This window comes from Aeromonas sp. R1-1 (assembly GCF_040908495.1).
Taxonomy (GTDB): Bacteria; Pseudomonadota; Gammaproteobacteria; order Enterobacterales; family Aeromonadaceae; genus Aeromonas; species Aeromonas veronii.
In genome coordinates this window covers 15,066-37,486 of record NZ_JBFODV010000099.1, presented here as the reverse complement: position 1 = coordinate 37,486, position 22,421 = coordinate 15,066, and the positions used below count along the sequence as shown (strand labels likewise).

Below are 22,421 nucleotides of genomic sequence, written 5' to 3'. Positions count from 1 at the left end.
CATATCCGCATCGCCGTACCGATGAGCAGGATTACTTCATATACACACCAGCTCAAACAGCCGCAGACATGCCAGATTACATATCCGCATCGCCGAACTGATGAGTCATTTACTCCCGTTCAAACAGCGCCATAGACTCCAGATGACCGGTGTGAGGGAACATGTCGAGCATGCCGAGGCGCACCAGACGGTAACCCCCTTTCACCAGCACCTGACTGTCCCGCGCCAGGGTGACCGGGTTACAGGAGACGTAGACCACCCGCTTGGGTGAAAGTTTCACGACGTGTCCCATCACTTCCAGCGCGCCGGGACGAGCCGGATCCAGCAGTACCAGATCAAACCCTTCCCGCGCCCAGGACATGCCGACTATGTCATCGCTCAGGTCGGCCTTGTAGAAACGGGCATTGGTGATGCCGTTGCGACGGGCGTTCTCTTCGGCCCGCTGCACCATGGCCAGTTCACCTTCCACACCCACCACTTCGCGAGCCTGACGGGCCAGCGGCAGGGTGAAGTTGCCGATGCCGCAGAAGAGATCGAGCACCTTGTCATCCTTGCTCGCCCCGAGCCATGTCAGCGCCTGCTCAACCATGCTCTGGTTGATAGGGCCGTTGACCTGAATGAAGTCACCCGGAGCAAATGCAAGAGACAGGCCATCCAGCGAGTAGGATGGGGAAAAATGTTGCTGCAGCGCTTCGATGCGATCATCGGCAGCTTGCAGATAGAGGTCGATCCCCTGCGCTTTGGCAAACTCCACCAGCAGGGCGCGATCCGCCTCATTGGGGCGGCCGGTGTGGCGCAGCAGCATCATGATCCCCTGCTCGGCCTGGATAAGCTCCGCATGGCCCAGCTCGCGCTGGCTCTTGAGGCGATTGAGGCACTCACGCAGCGGGGCAATCAGCGCAGAGATCGGTTCGGCCAGCACAGGGCAACCGTCAATCTCCACCAGATCGTTGCTGTTGCGGCGACGGAAACCGACCCGGGTGCAGCGACCATTCTTGTCAAATTTGATGGCCAGACGACAGACCCGACGGTAGGCGCGATCTTCACCGGTCAGTACCGGCTCCAGCGCTGGCGCCTTGATGTTGCCCAACCGTTCGAACAGGCTGACCAGTCCAGCCGCCTTGGCCGCTTGCTGATCGGCAACCGACATGTGCTGGGCACTGCAACCGCCGCACTCGCGATAGTGGCTGCATAAGGGGGCGATACGATTGGCCGCCGGGGTCACCACCTGTTGCAAGGCGGCGTGACCATACTGTTTTTTCTCTTCGGTGATGCGTGCCTTGACGGTCTCGCCGGGCAGCGCCCCTTCGACGAAGATCGCCTTGCCCTGATGGCGACCGATACCGACGCAGTGGTGATCGAGGGTGTCTATCGTAAATTCAATGCGTTGGAGCTGGGTGGACTTCTTTTGGGGCTTGAAAAACTGGGCCATAAAACTTGGTGCCTATAGGTGGCTATGTCATGATTGTGGAATCTGCTGCCGGGTATTGTCCCACAAGAATAATAGTATGACCAAATACGGCCACAGAGCCCGTGTATTGCCATCAACCCTATCGCCAACCCTGTTCACTGGTGGCCTGTTCGTATGACCAAATATGGCCTGAGAGCACGCGTTCTCGCCTTCACCATCCTGCCAACCCTGATCATCGGTGGCCTGATGGCCGGTTACTTCACCTTCCACCGCTACCAGCAGCTGGAAAACAACCTCATTGATCAGGGGATCAACATTATCGAACCGCTGGCGATCGCCAGTGAATACGGGATGACCCAGCACAGCCGAGAATCCCTCAAGCGGCTGATTGGCCTGACCCATCGCAAGAACTCCCCCTTCATCAAGTCCATCGCGGTCTTCACCCAGGACAACCAGCTGTTCGTCACCTCGAACTACCACCGGGATTTCACCCGGCTCAGGCTGCCCGATGGCGAGCCCATTCCGGATCTGACCAGCGTGACGTTTCAGGGGGACGACATCATTTTGCGCACCCCGATCCAGGCTGAAACCAGTCTGGATGGCTTCCCGCTGCCCAGCGATGTAGAGCCGCCGATGATCGGCTACATCTCGATGCAGATGGCGACCGATCGGGCCATGCTGCTGCAGTACCGCGACACCTTCTTTGCGGTGATCATGGTGCTCATCGGGGTCGCCTTCAGCACCCTGTTTGGCTTCCGTCTGGTCAAGAGCGTGACCCAGCCCATCACCAACATGGTGCAGGCGGTGCACAAGATCAGGGAGGGGCGGCTCGATACCCGGGTCAGCGGCCAGCTCACCGGCGAGCTGGATATGCTGAAAAACGGCATCAACGCCATGGCCAAGGCGCTCTCCGAATATCACGAAGAGATGCAGCAGAATATCGATCAGGCCACCTCTGACCTGCGCGAAACGCTGGAGCAGATCGAGATCCAGAACGTCGAACTCGACATGGCCAAGAAGCGGGCGCAGGAGGCGGCGCGGGTCAAGTCGGAGTTTCTGGCCAACATGTCCCACGAGCTGCGTACCCCGCTCAACGGGGTCATCGGTTTTACCCGCCAGTTGCTGAAAACCAGCCTGACCCCGAGCCAGACCGACTATATGCAGACCATCGAGAAGTCGGCGCGCAACCTGCTTGGCATCATCAACGACATCCTCGACTTCTCGAAGCTGGAAGCGGGCAAGCTGCAGCTGGAGCATATCCCGTTCAGCCTGCGCGACACTCTCAACGAGACCATGCACCTGCTCGGCCCCAGCGCCCACGACAAGCAACTGGAGCTCTCCCTGCGGGTGGATGCCGATGTGCCGGACTACCTCACCGGCGACCCCATGCGTCTGCAACAGGTGCTGACCAACCTCACCGGCAACGCCATCAAGTTCACCGAACAGGGCAACGTCGATGTCCATATCGAGCAGACCGGCAGTGGCAACCACAAGGTGAGGCTCAACGTCCAGATCCGCGATACCGGCATCGGTATCTCCCAAGAGCAGCAACATCAGCTGTTCCAGGCCTTCAATCAGGCCGACTCCTCCATCTCCCGCCGCTATGGCGGCACGGGCCTGGGCCTCGTCATCACCCAGAAGCTGGTGCAGCAGATGGGCGGCCAGATCCGCTTCGAATCGGAGCTCGGCAAAGGCTCCATCTTCTCGTTCAATCTGGATGTGGAGGTCTCCCCCCTGCCCCAGACCGATCAACTGCCGCTGGATCGGATCCGTGGCAAACGGCTCTGGCTGCTGGAACCGGATCCCTTCGCGCAAGCCTCTCTGCTCGCCCTGCTGGCAGAGTGGCACCTCGATGTGCACCCACTGACCAGCGATGATCCCTGGCCCGAGATGAGCGAGCAGGAGATGGTGATCATCGGCAGCAGCACCCTGCATACGCCGCAGCAGGTGCTCGGCCGTCTCGACAGACTGAACGGCCAGCAGCAGAACACCATAGTGCTGCTCAGCAGCCACGAGCCTGCGCTCTATGAAGCGATGCTGGCCCATGGCGCCCAGCACTGTCTCTCCAAACCGGTCAACCACCGCAAGCTGCTGCACGCCCTGCTCTCGCCGGAATCGAGCCGCCAGAAGCTGCCTGCTCAGCCTGCGCCGCGCCAGTTACAGCCAATCAAGGTGCTGGCGGTAGATGACAACGCCGCCAACCTCAAGCTGATCGCCGCCATGCTCAAGGAGATGGTGAGTCAGGTGGTGGTATGCAAAAACGGCAAGGAGGCAGTCAAACAGGCACAGAGCCAACCGTTCGACATCATCTTCATGGATATCCAGATGCCGATCATGGATGGCATCAGCGCCACCCAGGCGATCCGCAACCAATCCCTCAACACCACCACCCCGATCGTGGCGGTGACCGCCCACGCCATCCCCGGCGAACGGGAGCGGCTGATCCGACAGGGGATGGACGACTATCTGGCCAAGCCCATCGACGAGAGCATGCTGGCCCAGCTCATCACCGACTTTGCCCATCGCCGTCACCAGAATAATGGTGCCCAACAGATCGACTGGGCACTGGCGGTGCGGCAAGCGGCGGGGAAAGAGCATCTCGCCAGAGAGATGCTGACCATGCTGCTGGCCAGTTTCGACGAGGTGGAACCTGTGCTGGATAGCGCGCTGGCTGGCGAAATTGAAGATAGCGAGGTGCTGGCCCAGCTCCATCGCCTCAACGGTGGCTGTGCCTATTCCGGGGTGCCGGGACTGCAACGGCTGCTCTCCCAGCTGGAGCAGCAGCTGCGTGACGGCGTGCCGGTCAGCGAGCTGGAACCCGAGCTGCTGGAGCTGCAAGATGCGCTGGAACTGGTGCGCCAGGAGGCGCCCCGCTATCTCGGCAAGGCTTGATGAGCTTGACCTGAACTGTATCGGCCCCCGCTTTTTCTGACGCGAGGGCTGCCAGATGGTAAAGTTGCGCCGTTTACACAGGAGTCAGCATGACCAACAACGATATTCTGCGCCGTCTGCGCTACGCCCTCACCATCAGCAACGACCAGATGGTCGAGATGTTTGCCAAGGGCAACCTGACAGTCACTCACGCCCAGCTGCACAGCTGGTTGATGAAAGAGGCGGCGGAAGGTGAAGAGCAAGAGGCAGGCTATGTCGCCTGTCCCGACTCGGCCCTGAGCCAGTTCCTCGACGGTTTCATCATCGCCCGCCGCGGCGTGCGGGAAGATGCACCGGCCCAGGTGATCCCGAACCGGATCAACAACAACATGATCCTGCGCAAGCTGCGCATCGGTCTCAACTTCAAGGAAGAGGACATGCTCGGCACCCTCAAGCTCGCCGACTTCAACCTCTCCAAGTCCGAGCTCAGCGCCCTGTTCCGCTCCAAGGATCACAAGCACTATCAGGATTGCGGGGATCAGATCCTGCGCAACTTCCTGATCGGTCTCACGGCCAAATACCGCGGCTGACTAGCCGCGCGACTGACCAGACAGGGCCTTCGACATGTGCCAGCGACTCACTCCTCCCACGCTCAGCAGACTGGCTGTGGCAGGGGGATGGCGCTGGCGCTGTCTTCTTCCCCTCTTCTTTCTACCACTGGTTCTGCTGGGTGGTTGTACTCCGTCCGAATACCAGCTCTCTACCCGCTATCAGAGCGCCAACCAGAATGAGCGGATCGCCTTTCTGATCCTTCACTACACCGACGAAGACGATGCCAATTCCTTGCGCCTGCTGACCGAGCCGGAGCACAAGGTGAGCGCCCACTACCTGATCCCCCGCGACAGCCACGAGACCCCGCTACCGGTCTATCAGCTGGTGCCGGACAGCGCGCGCGCCTGGCATGCGGGACGCAGCCGTTGGCACCAATATGCCGGGCTCAATGCCAGCTCCCTTGGCATCGAGATCGTCAACCTCGGCTATCCAGCAGAAGATGAGCCGCTGGCCCCCGATGCGCGGCGCTGGCAACCCTATACCCCGCAGCAGATTGCCGCCGTCGGTGCCCTCAGCCGGGTACTGGTCACCCGCTACCGCATTCCACCGACCCAGGTGCTGGGTCACAGCGATGTCGCCCCCGAGCGCAAGCAGGATCCCGGTCCCCACTTTCCCTGGCGCCAGCTCTATCTGACGTACGGAGTCGGCGCCTGGCCAGATGAAGATCGGGTGGCCGAGCTACTGGCCAGCACCTTGCCCGATTGGGATGCGGCCATGTGGCAACAACAGCTGGCCCGCTATGGCTATGGCCTGTCCCAGACTGGCCAGTGGGATGAGCAGAGCCGCGCCGTCATGGGCGCCTTTCAGCTCCACTTTCGCGCCAGCAAGGTCAATAGCGAACCGGACCGCGAGTGCCAGGCCATCCTGATGGCGCTGCTCGAGAAATACTTCCCCTAATACTCATCCATTGCCCCTGTTGCTGCGTACTGTTTGATAGCCTTTAGCTATCAAACAGTTAGGCACAAGCAATTGTCCCTGCATTTTGCAAGGCGTTATTCTGACTGCGTTCCGAAAGAGAATTTAAAACCGATTTCCAAATCTGGAGGTGAATGATGAAAAGCCCGATTGGTCTTGATACTGCTCAATCACAAGCCCTGGCAGCCGAGTTGAACAAATTGCTGGCCAGCTACCAGATCCTCTACATGAACGTGCGCGGCTTCCACTGGAATATCCGTGGCAACCAGTTCTTCGAACTGCACCTGAAATTTGAAGAGATTTACAACGACCTGCTGCTGAAAGTCGATGCGCTGGCCGAGCGGATCCTGACTCTGGATGGCGTGCCGATGCACAGCTTCAGCGACTACCTGAAAGTCTCTGCCATCCCGGAGCAAAAAGGGCTGCACGATGGCCGCGCCTGTGTCGAATCCCTGCTGGATAGCTTCCGCGAACTGCTGGTCGCCCAGCGCCGTATTCTGGGCCAGGCCGCCGAAGCCGGTGATGAGGGCACAGCCTCCATCCTCTCCGACTATGTGCAGCAGCAGGAAAAACTGGTCTGGATGCTGCGCGCTTATCTGGCCTGATAGTGAACCAAGCCAGCTACAGCGTACGTATGCTGGCTTGAGTAAGTACCGGGCCGAAAGCTCCTGACCAGACCACGGCCCAATCCATCTGATTGTTATGTTCTGTTGCAAACCTGAGTTGTCTCTCCTTTTATCCACCCGCTTGCCGCCCTGTTTGGGCGGCTTTTTTTGTTTTTGATCTGCATCAAGGGAATCTTAATTGGCAAATTGAATGCCTATTAAGTTTTTCGCGAGAGGAATAGAATCGCCACAAAACAGACAACTGAAATGTCCAATTAGGAGAGGCATGATGTTTTGTGTGCAATGTGAACAGACTATTCGTACCCCGGCTGGCAACGGCTGTGCCTACGCACAAGGTATGTGCGGCAAGACGGCGGAAACCTCGGATCTGCAGGATGTGCTGATCTATACCCTGCAGGGGCTCAGCGCCTGGGCGCTGGCCGCCCGTGAGCAGGGCATCATAGATCGCGAAATCGATGCCTTCGTGCCCAAGGCCTTCTTCGCTACCCTCACCAACGTCAACTTCGACTCGAATCGCATCGTGGCCTACGTCAATCAGGCCCTCGCCTATCGCCAGCAGCTGGCCGATCGTCTGAGCACCATGGCGGTGCAGGTGAACGACTTGCCACACTCCGCTTACTTCGAACCCGGTGCCGAACTGCTGGAACAACTTGCCCATGCCGCACCAGCCGCCCCGAATCGGGGCAAGAACGAGGTAAACGAGGACATCATGGGGCTGCGTCTGCTCTGCCTTTACGGCCTCAAGGGTGCAGCCGCCTATATGGAGCACGCCCGGGTGCTGGATCAGCAGAGTGACGAGGTGGCCGCCGAATTCCACCGCATCATGAGCTGGCTCAGCACAGATCCGAGCGAAATGGGTCGGCTGTTCAACTGCGCCATGGAGATCGGTCAACTCAACTTCAAAATCATGGAGATGCTGGATCTCGGTGAAACCAGCGCCTTCGGCCATCCGGAGCCGACCCGGGTCAGGGTCACGCCGATCCCCGGCAAGTGCATTCTGGTCTCCGGCCACGACATGATGGATCTCAAACTCATTCTGGAACAGACCAAGGGGACCGGCATTCATGTCTACACCCACGGCGAGATGCTGCCCGCGCTGGCCTATCCCTTCTTCAAGCAGTACCCCCATCTGGTGGGCAACTACGGCTCCGCCTGGCAAAACCAGCAGAAAGAGTTTGCCAACTTCCCGGGCGCGGTGGTGATGACCTCCAACTGCATCATCGACCCGAACGTGGGCAACTACTCGGACCGCATCTTCACCCGCTCCATCGTCGGCTGGCCGGGCGTAACCCATCTTGAGGGGGATGATTTCTCCGCCGTGATCGCCAAGGCCCAAGCGCTGGAAGGCTTCAAACACACCGAACTCGAACACTTCATCACCATCGGCTTTGCCCGCAACGCCCTGATGCAGGCCGCCCCCGCGGTGATTGAGAAGGTCCAAGCCGGAGAGATCAGCCACTTCTTCCTGGTGGGGGGCTGTGACGGTGACAAGGCCGAGCGCGCCTACTTCACCGAGTTTGCCAAGGCCGCGCCGCGCGACAGCCTGCTGCTAACGCTGGGCTGTGGCAAGTACAAGTTCAACAAGCTCGATTTTGGCGACATCGGCGGCATTCCGCGTCTGCTGGACGTGGGTCAGTGCAACGATGCCTATTCCGCCATCCAGTTGGCGCTGGCACTCTCCGAGGCTTTCGAGTGCGGGGTCAACGATCTGCCGCTGACGCTGGTGCTCTCCTGGTTCGAGCAAAAAGCCATCGTCATTCTGCTCACCCTACTCTCCCTCGGGGTGAAGGACATTCGTACCGGGCCGACCGCCCCCGCCTTCCTCACCCCGGCGCTGCTCAAGGTGCTGGAGGAGCAATTTGGCCTGAAAGGGACCACCACGGCCGAGGCTGACTTGGCCGAGATCCTGGCGGCCTGATCGGCACCTCATGTTGTAAGCGTTTGGCGAGCCGCCCGGCTCGCCTTTTTTCTGGATCCGGCTTTTTCACCAGACGTTTTTCGAACCGTTTAAAACCTAAGGAGCCTTGTGATGACCTCTCTCACGCTCACCTGCATTGGCCGCCAACAGAACACCCACGACGTCGTGAGCTGGCAGCTGGCGCCGCTTTCCGGCAGCCTCCCTCCCGTACTGGCTGGCCAGTGCATCACCCTGCATACCGAGATTGACGGCCAGCCGGAGTGCCGCGCCTATACCCTCTCCTCCAGCCCACAGGATGCCTGCTGGCAAGTGACTATCAAGGATGTGGGACGGGTCTCCCACCATCTGCATCAGACCTTGCAGGTGGGAGACAAGATCCGGGTGGATGGTCCGTTCGGCGATTTCAACCTGACCGCCCTGCCTTGCGAACGGCCACTGCTGCTAAGCGCCGGTTCCGGCATCACCCCCATGTGGGCCATGCTGCGGGACGAACTGGCCAAACGGCCGGACGCAGACATCCGCTTTATCCATAGCGCCCGCTCGCCAGCAGATGTGATCTTCGCAGATGACTTGGCTGCATTGGCCGAAGCTCATCCCGGTGTACGCCATGCCCTGATACTGGAAGAGGCGCCAACGGCTCATCCCTGGGTGGGCCGACTCACCCCCGCCATGCTGGCCGAGCTGGCCCCGGATCTGCGCGAACGCCATGTCTATCTCTGCGGCCCGGCACCCTATATGGCGGCGGTCAGCAGCATGCTGGCTGAGCTGGGACTGCCGCCGGAGCAGCTGCATCAGGAGTCCTTTGGCCTTCCTCCAGCAGAGCCTGCCACAACCACCAGCGACCACTTCTGGCTGACCCTGAAAAAGAGCGGCAAAAAGGTGAAGATCCTGCCGGGTCAGACCCTGCTGGCGGCGCTGGAAGCGGCGGGCGAAACCATGATGGCGGCTTGTCGCGCCGGGGTATGTGGCAGCTGTCGTTGCACCACCACAGGTGACATCGAGCGCCAGAGCGTGATAACCCTGAGTGCTCAGGATCTGGAGAGCGGCGTTGCTCTGGCCTGCTCCTGCACCGCGAAAGGGGATATCAGTCTCGATTATTGAGGCGTGGTGCAGGCTTTTGTGAGGTGCGGTAAAGGCGTCATCGGTATCCCAACCTTTTCCCAAGTAGACAGGGGCGCTAGACTCTGCCCCAGTTTCACCAGAACACGGGATAAAAAATGACAATACTGGTCACAGGGGGCGCTGGCTATATCGGCTCCCACACTCTGGTTGAGCTGCTCGGCGCGGGGCAGCAGGTCGTGGTACTCGACAACCTATCCAACTCCTCACCGGAGTCACTCAAGCGGGTCGAGCAGATCACCGGCAAACCGGTCACCTTCGTCGAAGGGGATGTGCTGGACAGAGCCTGCCTGCAGCAGCTGTTCGCCAACCACCAGATCGAATCGGTCATCCACTTCGCCGGTCTCAAGGCGGTCGGGGAGTCGAGCCAGATCCCGCTCACCTACTACCAGAACAACATCAGCGGCACTCTGGTGCTGTGCGAAGAGATGGCCAAGGCTGGCGTTTTCCGGCTGGTATTCAGCTCCTCGGCCACCGTCTATGGCGATCCCGCTTCGGTACCGCTGCGGGAAGATTTCCCCACCAGCGCCACCAACCCCTACGGCCGCTCCAAGCTGATGGTGGAGGAGATCCTGCGCGATCTCGCCAAATCCGATCCCCGCTGGGCCATCGTGCTCCTGCGTTACTTCAACCCGGTCGGCGCCCACGAGAGCGGCCTGATTGGTGAAGATCCCAACGGTATCCCCAACAACCTGCTGCCCTATATCAGTCAGGTCGGCGTGGGCAAGCTCAAGGAGCTGGGGGTATTTGGCAACGACTACCCGACCCCGGATGGCACCGGCGTGCGCGACTACATCCATGTGGTGGATCTCGCCATCGGCCACCTGAAAGCACTGGCGCGCATCAAGAGCGACACCGGCGTCTTCACCTATAACCTGGGCACAGGTCAGGGCTACTCGGTACTGGAAATGGTCAAGGCGTTTGAAGCGGCCAGCGGCCGCCCCATTCCCTACCAGATCAAACCCCGTCGCCCGGGTGACATCGCCGAGTGCTGGGCAGAGCCGACGCTGGCCCGTGCCGAGCTGGGCTGGCAGGCAGAGCGCGGTCTGGAGCAGATGATGGTCGATACCTGGCGCTGGCAAAGCAACAACCCGAACGGCTATCAAGGCTGATCTCTCGCGGGTTGATAACAAAACGCCCCGACATTTTCATGTCGGGGCGTTTTATTTTGCGACGTTCAATCAGTGGGTCTGACTGCGCAGCAGCGGCACACGGGCCAATCGGGGGGTAATGCGCTCTATCAGCCGATCCGCCAGCGGGGTCAACAGCAGCCAGGGCAGACAGAGTGTCGCCAACCCCAGTGCGCCGACGTAGACATCGGTAAACCAGTGGGCGCCAGCCAGAATGCGCGGCGCGGAAAAGATCGGCACCATCAGCAATGCGGTGACTCCCGCCCAGCGCGGTAGATAGCGCAAGGCGTAGCCGGCGAAGATCATCAGGAACAGAGCGTGATCCCCGGGGAAGCTATCACCGGAAGAGTCCTTGGTCGGAATACCGCTGATCTGGGTCACCCGCAGCGCATCGGCCACCATCAGGGTCGGACTGGGTCGCTCCACCGGCAATCTGTGACCAAGCTGGTTGATCACCAGAGCACTCAGTAGCATCACTATGCCCATCGCCACCAGCTGGCGACGACCAGCCATATCAAGGGCAAAGAAACAGCGAGCCAGGATCAATCCCATGCAGGCAAGCACCACCAGATCGAACAGCCGGTTGTTGGTGATGGCCACCAGATCGGCCCACAGAGGCGACTGCCCGAGCCAGCCGTTAACGGTGTGAAAAATCGCGAGGTCCCACTGATCCCAGGGACCATGAGCGGGCAGCGCAGCCCAACTGATGGCCACCAGACCACCGACCAGATAGCAAAGCAGGAACTTGCCCATGGGGACTCTCCTTTGGAAAAGGGCGATATCGTAAAACTGTTGAGTGCGTCACAAAAACGAAGAATTGTAAGAAAGTGCGACACAAAATCAAGCCTCAAATAAAACCGAATGGTTTGCCCTCCTCTTTCATTGCTGTTCGGGCTACTGAGTTTTACTCCCAGCCCTCCGGTCTGAGGGCCTCTCACCATGAGTGCGGCTTGTGCCACCACCGCAACACCCCCTAGAATGCGCACTTCCCTTTACTGCGAAAGGAAGCGGTATGCATATTCACATTCTCGGGATCTGCGGCACCTTTATGGGTGGTCTGGCGGTGTTGGCAAAACAGCTTGGTTACCGGGTGACCGGTTCGGATGCCAATGTCTATCCCCCCATGAGTACCCAGCTCGAGCAACAGGGCATCGAACTGACCGAAGGCTATGACCCCTCCCAACTCGATCCGGCGCCGGATCTGGTGGTGATTGGCAACGCCATGAGCCGCGGCAACCCCTGTGTTGAATATGTGCTGGACCGCAATCTGCCCTATATCTCCGGCCCCCAGTGGCTGCTGGAGCACGTGCTGCAGGATCGCTGGGTACTGGCCGTCGCCGGCACCCATGGCAAGACCACCACCGCCAGCATGCTGGCCTGGGTGCTGGAGTACGCCAAGCTGGAGCCCGGTTTCCTTATTGGCGGCGTGCCGGGCAACTTCCCGGTCTCCGCCCGTCTCGGCTCTGCCCCCTTCTTCGTCATCGAAGCGGACGAGTATGACTGCGCCTTCTTCGACAAGCGCTCCAAGTTCGTTCACTACCATCCGCGCACCCTGGTGATGAACAATCTGGAGTTCGACCACGCGGACATCTTCCCGGATCTCGCCGCCATCCAGCGCCAGTTCCACCACCTGATGCGCACCGTGCCGAGCAACGGCCGGGTGCTGTTCCCGCAAGCCGATGACAACCTCACCGCCGTACGCAAGATGGGCTGCTGGAGCGAAGTGGAGCTGGTAGGTCAGGACGACGCCAAGTGGAAAGCGGTCAAGCTGGCCGATGACGGCTCCGCCTTCGAAGTGTGGCTGGATGGTGAAAAACAGGGCGAGGTGCACTGGGAGTGCATCGGCGAGCACAACGTCAACAATGGTCTGATGGCCATCGCTGCCGCACGCCATGCTGGCGTGATGGTGGAGCATGGCATCGCCGCCCTCTGCCAGTTCAAATCACCCAAACGGCGGATGGAACTCAAGGGCGAAGTGGCTGGCATCAGCGTCTATGACGACTTTGCCCATCACCCCACCGCCATCGAGACCACCCTCGGCGGCCTGCGCGCCAAGGTAGGCGGCTCACGTATTCTGGCGGTGCTGGAGCCGCGCTCCAACACCATGAAGCTGGGGGTTCACAAGGAGGAGCTGGCTGGCTGCTTCGATGGCGCCGACGAGGTGTTCTTCTTCCAGCCGCCCAACATCGGCTGGGATCTCGGCGAGGTGACAGCCCATATGACCCGTCCGGCCAAGGTATTCAACGATCTGGAGACCCTGATCAATCGGCTGGTGGCCGAGAGCCGTGATGGCGACCATATTCTGATCATGAGCAACGGCGGCTTCGGTGGCATTCATGACAAGCTGATCGCCCGCCTCAAGGATTACCACGGCGAACTATGAACAAAGCGATCACCCTGGCGCTGACCGGCGCCTCCGGCGCACCCTACGCCCTGCGCCTGCTCCAGTGTCTGGTGCAGGCGGACTATCGGGTCTACCTGCTCGCCTCATCGGCAGCTCGTGTGGTACTCAAGACCGAGCAGCAACAGGATTGGCCCGGCTCGCCGAAAGAGCTCTCTGCCTATCTTTGTCGCCAATATGGCGCCAAGGAGGGGCAGATCGTGGCCTGCGGCAAAGAGGAGTGGTTCTCACCGGTGGCCTCCGGCTCGGCGGCCCCCAAGCAGATGGTGGTCTGCCCCTGCTCCATGGGCACCGTCTCGGCGATTGCCAACGGCACCTCCGACAACCTGCTGGAGCGGGCGGCAGATGTGGTGATCAAGGAGCGTGGCCAGCTGATCCTGGTGCCCCGCGAAACCCCCTTCTCGGCGATCCATCTGGAGAACATGCTGAAACTGGCGCGGCTCGGGGTGACCATCATGCCTGCTGCGCCCGGTTTCTATCATGAGCCGAAAAGCATCGCCGATCTGGTGGACTTTATGGTCGCCCGTATCCTTGATCATCTGGGTGTCGAGCATGAGCTAACCCACCGCTGGGGCTATGGCCACCATTGAGGTGACCGCCATATCCGGCCATAAAAAAACGGCGCCACTCAATGAGTGACGCCGTTTTTTCGTTAAGCCGTGTTAGCGAGCCTGAATTGGCGCCGTCACGTACTTGAACAGGAAATCAGTCACCTCTTGGCGCACCGGGCGCTGAGGTTGATTGATCATCTGCATCATCACATAGCCAAAACCGGTCAGAGAGCGGGCCAGATCCTGTGCTGACAGCACGCAGGTGATCTCCCCTGCATCCATGGCGGTTTGCAGCTCGCTGGCGATCAGCTCAAGGCTGTGATCGAGCAGCCGGGTATAGCGGGGCCATACCTCTTCCCGAACCGATGAGCTCCACTCCAGCCAGATACCGGCATAATCCGGTTGATCGTAGGCGGCATCGACAGAGAGGCGTACATGACGCTGGATCTTGTCGAAAATGGAGCCCTGGTCACCGTATGCCTGCGACAGCATCTGGTTCACAAAGCGTTCGATCTCGGCCAGCACCTCATCTACCAACTCCTCGCGGGTGTTGAAATAGTTGAAGACGGTAGCCACAGAGACCTTGGCCTGTTCGGCTATCTCGGCGTGACCTGCACGGCCAATGCCGCGACGGGAGAACACCTCGATGGCACATTCCATCAATTGGGAGCGACGAGCTTCCGGCGACAGCCGGGTACGACGTCTTATTTCTGCGCGTGGTTCCATAGTTTTTATCATCTAATAGTTATTGATTATGGTGTTTATAGTATTTTAACTAATCATGCCTGAGTGCCTGCTAACTCTATCAATTAAAATAAGCCGATAAAAGCACCACGTATCTCTAGCACCCTTCAACATGAGTGGTAGAATCATCGGTTTTGATATTCATGAATGGCCAAATCCCCTTTGGCCTTATGGGAGTAAGTGATGAAACACACCGTCGAGGTGATGATCTCCGAGGCTGAAGTAGCCGCCCGGATCGCCAAATTGGGTGAAGAGATCACCGCCCGCTATCAGGGTTCTGACGAAGTCGTGATGATTGCGCTGCTGCGCGGTTCCTGCATCTTCCTGGCCGACCTCTGCCGCCAGTGCCAGCTGCCCATCACCCTGGACTTCATGACCGCCTCCAGCTACGGCTCCGGCATGCACAGCACCCGTGACGTCCGCATCCTCAAAGACCTGGACGACGACATCAAGGGCAAGGATGTGGTGATCGTGGAAGACATCATCGACACCGGTTACACCCTCAACAAGGTGCGCGAGATCCTCTCCCTGCGCGAGCCGAAATCCCTGGCCATCTGCACCCTGCTGGACAAACCCTCCCGCCGCGAAGTGCAGGTGCCGGTCGAGTGGATTGGCTTCGCCATTCCGGACGAATTCGTGGTCGGCTGTGGCATCGACTACGCCCAGAAGTACCGCAACCTGCCGTTTATCGGCAAAGTGGTACCCCAGGAGTAAGCCAGGTTCAGGAATATCACGGGTGAAGCGGCCTTGCGCCCTTTACTCTGTGCAGGCGGCCTTGGCCGCCTTTTCTGTATCGAGCCGGATTCAACCATCACAGAGGTTGCAATGAACGCACTGGAAATCAGCGGCCTGAAAAAGACCTATCAGGGGGGCGTCGAAGCCCTTAAAGGCATCGATCTTACCGTCAGGCAGGGGGATTTCTTCGCCCTGCTAGGCCCGAACGGCGCGGGCAAATCCACCACCATCGGCGTCATCAGCTCGCTGGTGAACAAGAGCGCCGGCAAGGTGAAGGTGTTTGGCTACGACATCGACAGCGATCTCGAACAGGCCAAGGCCCAGCTAGGACTGGTGCCGCAGGAGTTCAACTTCAGCCAGTTCGAGAAGGTGATCCAGATTGTCACCCATCAGGCCGGTTTCTACGGCGTGCCCAAGGCGGAAGCCAAGATCCGCGCCGAGAAGTACCTGCGCCAGCTCGATCTGTGGGAGAAGCGCAACATGCCTGCCCGCACTCTCTCAGGCGGCATGAAGCGTCGCCTGATGATCGCCCGCGCCCTGATGCACGAGCCCAAGCTGCTGATCCTCGATGAACCGACCGCCGGGGTCGATATCGAGATCCGCCGCTCCATGTGGACCTTCCTCAAGGATCTCAACGAGCAGGGCGTCACCATCATCCTCACCACCCACTATCTGGAAGAGGCCGAGATGCTCTGCCGCAACATCGGCATCATCGACAAGGGTCGTCTGATCGAGAACACCAGCATGAAGAATCTGCTGGGCAAGCTGGGTCGCGAGACCTTCCTGCTCGACCTTGCGCCAGGTTCTGCCATACCCGAGGTGCCAGAGTTCAACGGCCGTATGCCGGATGAGCGCACTCTTGAGGTGGATCTCGACAAGAGCCAGTCACTCAACAGCCTGTTCGAGCAGTTGTCGAACCAGCAGGTGCAGGTCGTGAGCATGCGAAACAAAGCCAACCGGCTGGAAGAGCTGTTCGTCAATCTGGTCGAAGAGGGGAGAAAAGCATGAATCTGGCCATCTATTACATCGCCTTCAAGAGCATTCTGGCCAAGGAGGTGAGCCGCTTTACCCGGATCTGGATCCAGACCCTGGTGCCACCGGCCATCACCATGAGCCTCTACTTCGTCATCTTCGGCAACCTGATCGGTTCGCGCATCGGTGACATGGGTGGCTTCACCTACATGGAGTTCATCGTGCCCGGCCTCATCATGATGTCGGTGATCACCAACTCCTACTCCAACGTTGCCTCCTCCTTCTTCAGCGCCAAGTTCCAGCGCAATATCGAGGAGATGCTGGTCGCGCCGGTGCCCAACTACGTCATCATCGCCGGTTACGTGGGCGGTGGCGTGGCGCGCGGCCTCTGCGTCGGCCTTATCGTCACCCTGGTGTCGCTGTTCTTCGTGCCGCTGCAGATCCACCATCTGTTCAGCGTCTGCGTGACCGTGCTGCTGACCGCCATCCTCTTCTCGCTGGGTGGCCTTATCAACGCGGTGTTTGCCAAGACCTTCGACGACATCAGCATCATCCCCACCTTCGTGCTGACGCCGCTCACCTATCTGGGCGGGGTGTTCTACTCCATCAGCCTGCTGCCCCCCTTCTGGCAGGGTGTCTCCCAGGTGAACCCCATCATCTACATGGTGAACGCGTTCCGTTACGGTTTCCTCGGTATCTCCGACGTGCCGCTCGGCACCGCCTACCTCATCATCATCGGCTTTATCGTGGCCCTCTACGGTATCGCCTGGTGGCTTATCTCCCGCGGCACCGGCCTGCGCCACTGATGGCCAAAACGGGCACCTCGCGGTGCCCGTTTTCATTGTCCTGCCAGCCTCGGGATGACCTAGACCCGGATAGCGTGATCCTTTAGCAGCCGGGCGGTGAGCTCAAGCTTCTCGTTGCGCTCGGCAGCCCGCTCGGGAACCGTGACGCCCCCCTGCTCATCGACCCGCTCCTGACCGAAGGCATCGTCGATAGCCTTCGCCATGGCGGCGCGACCAGCCGCGAGAGCGGGATCGATCAGGCTTTCCTGCATCCGGATCCGGTTTTCGCTGGCCGCCAGCTGCAGTTCCTCCAACTGGGTGGCGAGAGTGACAATCCGGTTATCGACCCGCTGGGCCAGTTCGAAGAGACGGTTTTCATTCCCTGCCGCCATCGCCAGTCCATCTAGCTGCTCCCCTTTGCGCTGATCAAAGTTGCTTACCGCACGAGCGGCCAGCTCCAGTGCATACGCCTTGGTGGCCATGGCGTTGACTCCGCCCTCCCAACCGACATCGGACCCCACCCCCAGTGTCACGCCAAGGGTAGTATGAAACTTGGCTCCCTGTGGCCCGAAAGCCGCGGTGGCACCGGCCGATGCACCGACACCCAGATTGGCGGAGGCGCGTACCTTGGCCGAAAGGCTATAGGCATCCGCATACTGGCTCTTGAGCAAATTGAGCTGGGCACTCCCCTCAGCTTTCATACCAGCAAAGGCCGAGACGTTGGCCGTTACGCTGACCACTGGACCATTTGGGGTCATGATAGCCGCAGCTCCGGCCTCCAGCTTGGCATTGGCGACCACCTCGGCAGAGCCAGCCAACTTGGCGTTAAGCAGATTGCCGATAGTCCAGCTCCCCTCAACCGACAGCCCCAGCCTGCTCACCAGCTCGGCACTGGCCCCGATGCGCAGCAGACTAAGGTCATGGGGCCCCGGGGTGTAACGCGATCCGTCGGTATCATTGACGATCTTGTTCACCGGATTGAACACCAATGAGCCCTCCGCCTTGCCAATCACCAGCTCGGCCTTGGCACTCGCCTTGTTCTCCTGAGTCAGGGCCACCTTGCCGACAAACTCTCCTACCGGCGTGTCGCGACGCCCCTCCCACTTGCCAATCTCGATCTTGGCGAAAGCCTCCACCAGCGCACTGGCACTGACCAGCCCGAGCCCGCCAAAGGCCTTGTGGCTCACAAGCTCACCCGGTTTCAGCTCCTTGCTGGCAGCAGAGAGAGGGCTCTTGAGCTCGGCCCGTACACCACTCTGATAGTGCTTGCCTGATGCGCCCTCTCCCTGCCAGAGCGCATTCTCCTGCGCCTCGCGCTCAAGCCAGGGCTCATTCAGTCCATCCACCAGCGCGGTCAGCAGCTCGGTCCTGAGCAGGCCAATCTCCCCCTGCTTGCTCACCTGCTGCTGAATGCTGAGATCCAGAACCTCCTTGAGGTGGCCCAGCTCCAGCAACTGACTGTGGGTAAGCAGGATATCGCGACCATTCTCCTCGGCAGTGGCTTGGGGCTTGAGCTCACCCAGTGCGGGCAGAGCCTGACGCAAGGTCCCGCAAAACAGCTGCCACTCGTGACTTGTAGCGACCTCTTCACGGGTCGGCGCCCGCTCCAGCCGCCGCGCCATCATCCCCTCACTCACCCCGAACATCAGATCGAGCCCTCCTTGCAGCTCCCGCTTGAACAAGTCGTCGGCCCCCTCCTGTTGCAGGCGAGCCAACTCGCTGCACCACTGGCGGATCTGCTGGTTACTCTCGATAGGCTGATTGACCCTCCCCTGTTCGTTGCAGACCCACGCCAGCTGAAATGAGGGAGGCTTGCCACCCTGTGCCAACGCCTGACGGCGGACAGCGATGTCATCGACCAGTTTTTGCAACACGGGATCCTGCTGACGGGAGCGGTTCTTGCCCGAGTCGATCCAGAACTGCAGCGCCTGTTCGATCTTCGCCAGCCCGGCCAGTGAAGGCGTTGGCTGGGCCTGATAGTGCCGTACCGCCTGCTTGACCGCCTTGAGTTCCGGGCTCTGCCGATGGCCAACACCGCGGCGGATCCCCCTCTCGAACTCCCGGTTACCGGCATCCAGCAGCCGTAGTCTGGCGTTGCCAAGGCGAGCAGTAGCAGGTGGAGTGGCATCAGGGGTTGTCTGCTGATGACGGCTTACATCGATATCCGGGGAGGCAATTTTCATGGCAAGAAACCTGCGTTGATGAGAGAGAAGATCCTCAGCGTACGCCACCCCCCCTTGCCACCCTGTCAGCGATGGTCCCGCTTTTTTAGGATTCGGACTGACCCGTAAAAGATGTCTGTCAGCTCACAATTTCGGCACAATCATTCGCCCCGCCGACCAAAAAAGCTAAAAAAATGACGACAAGTGATAAGCAGCCACCGATCAGCCGCATAGGGTGTCACTCTTCCCCTGCCAGAGGTTTGGCCATGTATCACGCTCTCATTACCGCCCTGTACACACAACTTGGACTTCCGCTCCCGGTGGCCGGACAGACAGCCACCACCCTGACCATCAACGACGAGCTGGTGCTGACGCTGGCAGAGGATGAGGGCCATCTGGTGATCTATCTGCTGCTACCGGGCCACGCCATGCCCAACACGCCCCTGCTCAACCACCTTGGCGACGAGCCAGTGTTTCTGCTGGATCAGACCGAGCAGGGAGAGACCCTGATCTGGGCCCGCGAGTGGCTCGATCATCTGACGGTCGACAGCCTGCTGCTACTGCTCGAGCGGGCCATCGAGCTGGCTGCCGAACTGCTGACCCACCAGCACGACCGAGAGCAATCGACACAGCCACAGCATCCCGCCTCCACAACCGCCATCATCAGGGTCTAGCGCCCCCATTCTGGTCACTACCCCGCAAAATCAAGATTTATCTTGTTTGGCATGGGTTTAGTCATTGCGGCTCAATCGGGAATTGTTAGAATTCATCCCTCTCTATAAAGAGGTAGAACATGCCTGCGTTGTTGCGCATGCTGGCCAATCTGGCGCTGGGGGGATTCTTCCTCGCCTCCGCTGGGTTCAAGCTGGTCTCCCCCGCCCTGTTCATCGAGCAGATCGGCGCCTTTGGCCTGATCTGGCCGTCACTGATCCCGCCAGTGGCCTGGGGGCTGATCGCCCTTGAGCTCTGCGCCGGGCTTGCAGTCATCGCCAACCGGCGCTGGGGACTGTGGCTGGTGATCGGGCTGCTCGCCCTGTTTATTCCGGTGTTGGGCTATGGCGTTGCCATCGGGCTCGACATCTCTTGCGGCTGTCTAGGCAGGGCTGACCTCAGCTCATTGCCGGAGGCTATTGTGCGGGATCTGCTGCTACTGACGCTTGCGGGCGCCCTGCTGCGAACCTCCCGCCCCGTTTTTCCCGTACTGAAGGAGTAGTGACATGATGACATTGCGATCCCGCACTCTGCTGGCCTCGCTGATCGCCGCCAGCTTTACCCTCGGTGGCTGTGGCGATAACCAGTTCGAGCAGGAGGTGAAGCTGGAGCAGTCGGCGGTGCAGCTGGCACAGGAGGCGCAGCAGGGGGGCTATCAGCTGCTGACCGTGGCCGAGCTGAAGACCCGGATGGACAAGGGCGAGGAGCTGGTGATCATCGATACCATGCCCTATGAGGACTCCTACAAGAAAGAGCACATCCCGAGCGCCAAAAACTTTGTCTTCGTGAAGGAGGCCAAGTCCGGCGACAACTGGAGCGAAATCGTCGAGGGGAGCGGCACGGCGGAGCAGTTCCAGGCGCTGCTGGGTGAAGACAAGTCCCGCCCGGTGGTGATCTACTGCGGCTTCGTCAAGTGCGGCCGCAGCCACAACGCTGCCGCCTGGGCGGTGACTCAGGGCTATCAGCAGGTCTATCGAGTGCCGGGCGGTATCTTCGCCTGGAAAGGGGCCGGTTACCCCGTCTCTGCCGAGTAAGCGCGTTTGCTCATAAGGCAATACCGTCGACATAAAGAAGCCCGCAACTGCGGGCTTCTTCATTTGATGTTGTAGAACATCCGTGGGACGTCAAGCGGTCAGCGGCTGGCTCAGCCAAAACGGACAGTGTCCACTTTGGTCAATAGATGGATTAACCACATAGTATCAGAAAGGGCGATGAGGCCTGCGGGGCAGAAAAACCCCGGTCTTACAGAAGAAGGCCGGGAAAGTCCCTGCATCAACAAGAACACAAATTTCATCCCGACCCGCCCGCTCTTGTCGGCCTGTGCCGATGTGGCCAGGGTCCAACTTCGGCAATATTCGCCTCTGCAAATAGCAATCACCTTGTGCTTGGGCCACCTCACCCGCCAAGCCCTCTCTGTTAGCTCGACTCCCCGACATCGAATAACACCCCACTTATAGAAGAAGGAGGCGAATCACCGCAAGCAGTCAACATTGCCCAAGCCAGACACCCTGCCCTACTCACTGAGGATGAGCTCACTCACCACACCAACGATTTGACCAACAAACAAGGAGTCCATATGGAATTGTTTAAAATACTCGATACCCTTGCCCACAACTCCCTGGCCGACAATATCGGCTTCTCGCTAGCCGTTCTCGCGATGTCGATAGTGCTGCACTTCGGAGTTAAATCCGCCCTGCGTGTTATAAACATCCTGACATTGGCAGCCAAGTAAATGGGGCCAAAGGCCCATCTTAGTCAAACAGGACACGGTCCGTTTTGACGCCATCATAGTTAACGCCACCACTGCACCAACAGGGCAGCAAACGCCACAAGACGGCAGAGAAAATTCTACTGCTTGACGCTGACCACCCGGTTGTCGATAAGGCGGGCCTTGCCAAGATAAGCGGCCATCAGGATCACCAGCTGTGCGCTCTCGTCAGTGGCGGATTCGAGGGTGGCGGCATCGACGATGTCGATGGCATCGGTACGAAAACCGGCGTTGTCGAGACGCTGGCTGGCCTGCGCCACCAAGGAGGGCAGGTGGTGGTCACCCGCTTCGATCTGCTCGGCGATCCAGTTCATGGTGCGCGCCAGCTCGGGGGCAATGGCCCGCTCGGCGGCAGTCAGGTAGCCGTTGCGTGAAGAGAGCGCCAGCCCGTCTTCGGCCCGCACGGTGGGCACGCCAACGATCTCGATGGGCATCGCCATGTCGGCCACCATCTTGCGAATAAGCGCCAGCTGCTGGTAATCCTTCTGGCCAAAGCAGGCCACATCCGGCTGTACCAGATTGAACAGCTTGGTGACGACGGTGCTGACACCGCGGAAGTGACCCGGGCGCAGCGCCCCCTCCAGCAGATTGGAGAGACCCGGCACCTCGACGAAGGTCTGGCTGGCCAGCCCCTGCGGATACATGATCTCCGGGGTCGGGGTGAACACCATATCGACACCGGCCGCTTCCAGCGCAGCGCAATCCTGCTCCAGAGTGCGCGGATAGTTGGCAAGATCCTCGGCCTTGTCGAACTGCATCGGGTTGACGAAGATGCTGACCACCACCTTCTCGGCGTGGCTGTGCGCCTCCTTCACCAGCGTCAGGTGGCCCTGATGCAGATTGCCCATGGTGGGCACGAATGCGATGGCACGCCCTTCACGGCGCCATTGGCTGATCTGCTCACGCAGAACGACGGGATTATTTACGACCAACATCAACAGTTCACCTTCCGATAAATCAAAAAGAGAGACGGGTTGCATCCACAGATAG

The 22,421-nt window shown here is 59.8% G+C and carries 21 protein-coding genes; 16 read left to right on the top strand and 5 right to left on the bottom strand.

All coding sequences use genetic code 11. The features are described from left to right. Nucleotides 1–109: 109 nt before the first annotated feature. Nucleotides 110–1,432 (bottom strand): 23S rRNA (uracil(1939)-C(5))-methyltransferase RlmD, encoded by a 1,323-nt coding sequence (rlmD, locus tag AB5Y92_RS05845; protein ID WP_368225923.1) that lies wholly within the window; start codon nt 1,430–1,432, stop codon nt 110–112. A 153-nt stretch (nt 1,433–1,585) separates the two neighbouring features. On the opposite strand from rlmD, the gene barA reads away from it, so the two are divergent. The 7 genes from barA to galE all read left to right on the top strand — a co-directional run bounded on the left by barA (nt 1,586) and on the right by galE (nt 10,584). Beyond that, nucleotides 1,586–4,303: a two-component sensor histidine kinase BarA gene (gene barA, locus AB5Y92_RS05840; protein ID WP_123172393.1), complete on the top strand. Its 2,718-nt coding sequence runs from the start codon at nt 1,586–1,588 to the stop codon at nt 4,301–4,303. A gap of 89 nt (nt 4,304–4,392) precedes the next feature. Next, entirely contained in the window at nt 4,393–4,872 is a 480-nt protein-coding gene (locus AB5Y92_RS05835; RefSeq protein ID WP_005335594.1) for a DUF1456 family protein, read from the top strand. Between the two features lie 34 nt (nt 4,873–4,906). Next, nucleotides 4,907–5,791 carry an N-acetylmuramoyl-L-alanine amidase gene (locus AB5Y92_RS05830; RefSeq protein WP_368225921.1) on the top strand — a complete coding sequence of 295 codons (885 nt, stop codon included), beginning with the start codon at nt 4,907–4,909 and terminating at the stop codon, nt 5,789–5,791. A gap of 155 nt (nt 5,792–5,946) precedes the next feature. Continuing rightward, nucleotides 5,947–6,414 (top strand): Dps family protein, encoded by a 468-nt coding sequence (locus AB5Y92_RS05825; protein WP_005362843.1) that lies wholly within the window; start codon nt 5,947–5,949, stop codon nt 6,412–6,414. Between the two features lie 289 nt (nt 6,415–6,703). Then, nucleotides 6,704–8,353 (top strand): hydroxylamine reductase, encoded by a 1,650-nt coding sequence (gene hcp / locus AB5Y92_RS05820; protein WP_368225927.1) that lies wholly within the window; start codon nt 6,704–6,706, stop codon nt 8,351–8,353. A 111-nt stretch (nt 8,354–8,464) separates the two neighbouring features. Further along, nucleotides 8,465–9,454 carry a hybrid-cluster NAD(P)-dependent oxidoreductase gene (locus AB5Y92_RS05815; protein ID WP_268012025.1) on the top strand — a complete coding sequence of 330 codons (990 nt, stop codon included), beginning with the start codon at nt 8,465–8,467 and terminating at the stop codon, nt 9,452–9,454. 116 nt (nt 9,455–9,570) lie between these two features. Continuing rightward, the gene (galE, locus tag AB5Y92_RS05810; protein ID WP_005335608.1) at nt 9,571–10,584 is read left to right on the top strand and encodes a UDP-glucose 4-epimerase GalE; all 1,014 of its coding nucleotides are present in this window, start codon (nt 9,571–9,573) and stop codon (nt 10,582–10,584) included. Nucleotides 10,585–10,653: 69 nt separating this feature from the next. Here galE and AB5Y92_RS05805 read toward each other — a convergent pair whose 3' ends face one another. After that, on the bottom strand, nt 10,654–11,355 hold the full coding sequence (locus AB5Y92_RS05805; RefSeq protein WP_368225918.1) for a phosphatase PAP2 family protein: 702 nt from the start codon (nt 11,353–11,355) through the stop codon (nt 10,654–10,656). Between the two features lie 259 nt (nt 11,356–11,614). Here AB5Y92_RS05805 and mpl point away from each other — a divergent pair, with 259 nt between their 5' ends. Next, nucleotides 11,615–12,985, top strand: coding sequence for a UDP-N-acetylmuramate:L-alanyl-gamma-D-glutamyl-meso-diaminopimelate ligase (mpl, locus tag AB5Y92_RS05800; protein ID WP_042063094.1), 1,371 nt, complete (start codon nt 11,615–11,617; stop codon nt 12,983–12,985). Further along, nucleotides 12,982–13,593, top strand: coding sequence for a flavin prenyltransferase UbiX (locus AB5Y92_RS05795; protein ID WP_069529846.1), 612 nt, complete (start codon nt 12,982–12,984; stop codon nt 13,591–13,593). Before mpl ends, AB5Y92_RS05795 begins: the two co-directional genes overlap by 4 nt. 72 nt (nt 13,594–13,665) lie before the next feature. Here the strand turns inward: AB5Y92_RS05795 and AB5Y92_RS05790 are convergent, their stop codons facing one another. Beyond that, the gene (locus AB5Y92_RS05790) at nt 13,666–14,280 is read right to left on the bottom strand and encodes a TetR/AcrR family transcriptional regulator (RefSeq protein ID WP_164536110.1); all 615 of its coding nucleotides are present in this window, start codon (nt 14,278–14,280) and stop codon (nt 13,666–13,668) included. 201 nt (nt 14,281–14,481) lie between these two features. On the opposite strand from AB5Y92_RS05790, the gene hpt reads away from it, so the two are divergent. From hpt to AB5Y92_RS05775, 3 genes are all read left to right on the top strand, one after another. Beyond that, a complete protein-coding gene (hpt, locus tag AB5Y92_RS05785; protein WP_368225916.1) occupies nt 14,482–15,012 on the top strand; it encodes a hypoxanthine phosphoribosyltransferase in 531 nt (176 codons plus the stop codon). 111 nt (nt 15,013–15,123) lie between these two features. Next, nucleotides 15,124–16,041 (top strand): ABC transporter ATP-binding protein, encoded by a 918-nt coding sequence (locus AB5Y92_RS05780; protein WP_368225914.1) that lies wholly within the window; start codon nt 15,124–15,126, stop codon nt 16,039–16,041. After that, nucleotides 16,038–16,811, top strand: a complete 774-nt coding sequence (locus tag AB5Y92_RS05775; RefSeq protein ID WP_005362866.1) for an ABC transporter permease — start codon at nt 16,038–16,040, stop codon at nt 16,809–16,811. The genes AB5Y92_RS05780 and AB5Y92_RS05775 overlap by 4 nt, the downstream gene beginning before the upstream one ends. 59 nt (nt 16,812–16,870) lie before the next feature. On the opposite strand, the gene AB5Y92_RS05770 is transcribed toward AB5Y92_RS05775, so the two are convergent. Continuing rightward, complete coding sequence (locus tag AB5Y92_RS05770) at nt 16,871–18,973, bottom strand: hypothetical protein (RefSeq protein ID WP_368225912.1); 2,103 nt, start codon at nt 18,971–18,973, stop codon at nt 16,871–16,873. A gap of 245 nt (nt 18,974–19,218) precedes the next feature. On the opposite strand from AB5Y92_RS05770, the gene AB5Y92_RS05765 reads away from it, so the two are divergent. The 4 genes from AB5Y92_RS05765 (at nt 19,219) to AB5Y92_RS05750 (ending at nt 21,395) form a co-directional block, all read left to right on the top strand. Next, the gene (locus tag AB5Y92_RS05765; RefSeq protein ID WP_368225910.1) at nt 19,219–19,626 is read left to right on the top strand and encodes a hypothetical protein; all 408 of its coding nucleotides are present in this window, start codon (nt 19,219–19,221) and stop codon (nt 19,624–19,626) included. Nucleotides 19,627–19,745: 119 nt separating this feature from the next. Then, entirely contained in the window at nt 19,746–20,165 is a 420-nt protein-coding gene (locus AB5Y92_RS05760) for a MauE/DoxX family redox-associated membrane protein (RefSeq protein WP_236322970.1), read from the top strand. A 4-nt stretch (nt 20,166–20,169) separates the two neighbouring features. Then, a complete protein-coding gene (locus AB5Y92_RS05755; protein WP_368225908.1) occupies nt 20,170–20,697 on the top strand; it encodes a rhodanese-like domain-containing protein in 528 nt (175 codons plus the stop codon). A gap of 542 nt (nt 20,698–21,239) precedes the next feature. Continuing rightward, nucleotides 21,240–21,395: a hypothetical protein gene (locus AB5Y92_RS05750; RefSeq protein ID WP_368225907.1), complete on the top strand. Its 156-nt coding sequence runs from the start codon at nt 21,240–21,242 to the stop codon at nt 21,393–21,395. Nucleotides 21,396–21,511: 116 nt separating this feature from the next. On the opposite strand, the gene panC is transcribed toward AB5Y92_RS05750, so the two are convergent. Beyond that, nucleotides 21,512–22,366, bottom strand: a complete 855-nt coding sequence (gene panC / locus AB5Y92_RS05745) for a pantoate--beta-alanine ligase (protein ID WP_368225905.1) — start codon at nt 22,364–22,366, stop codon at nt 21,512–21,514. Nucleotides 22,367–22,421: the final 55 nt, after the last annotated feature.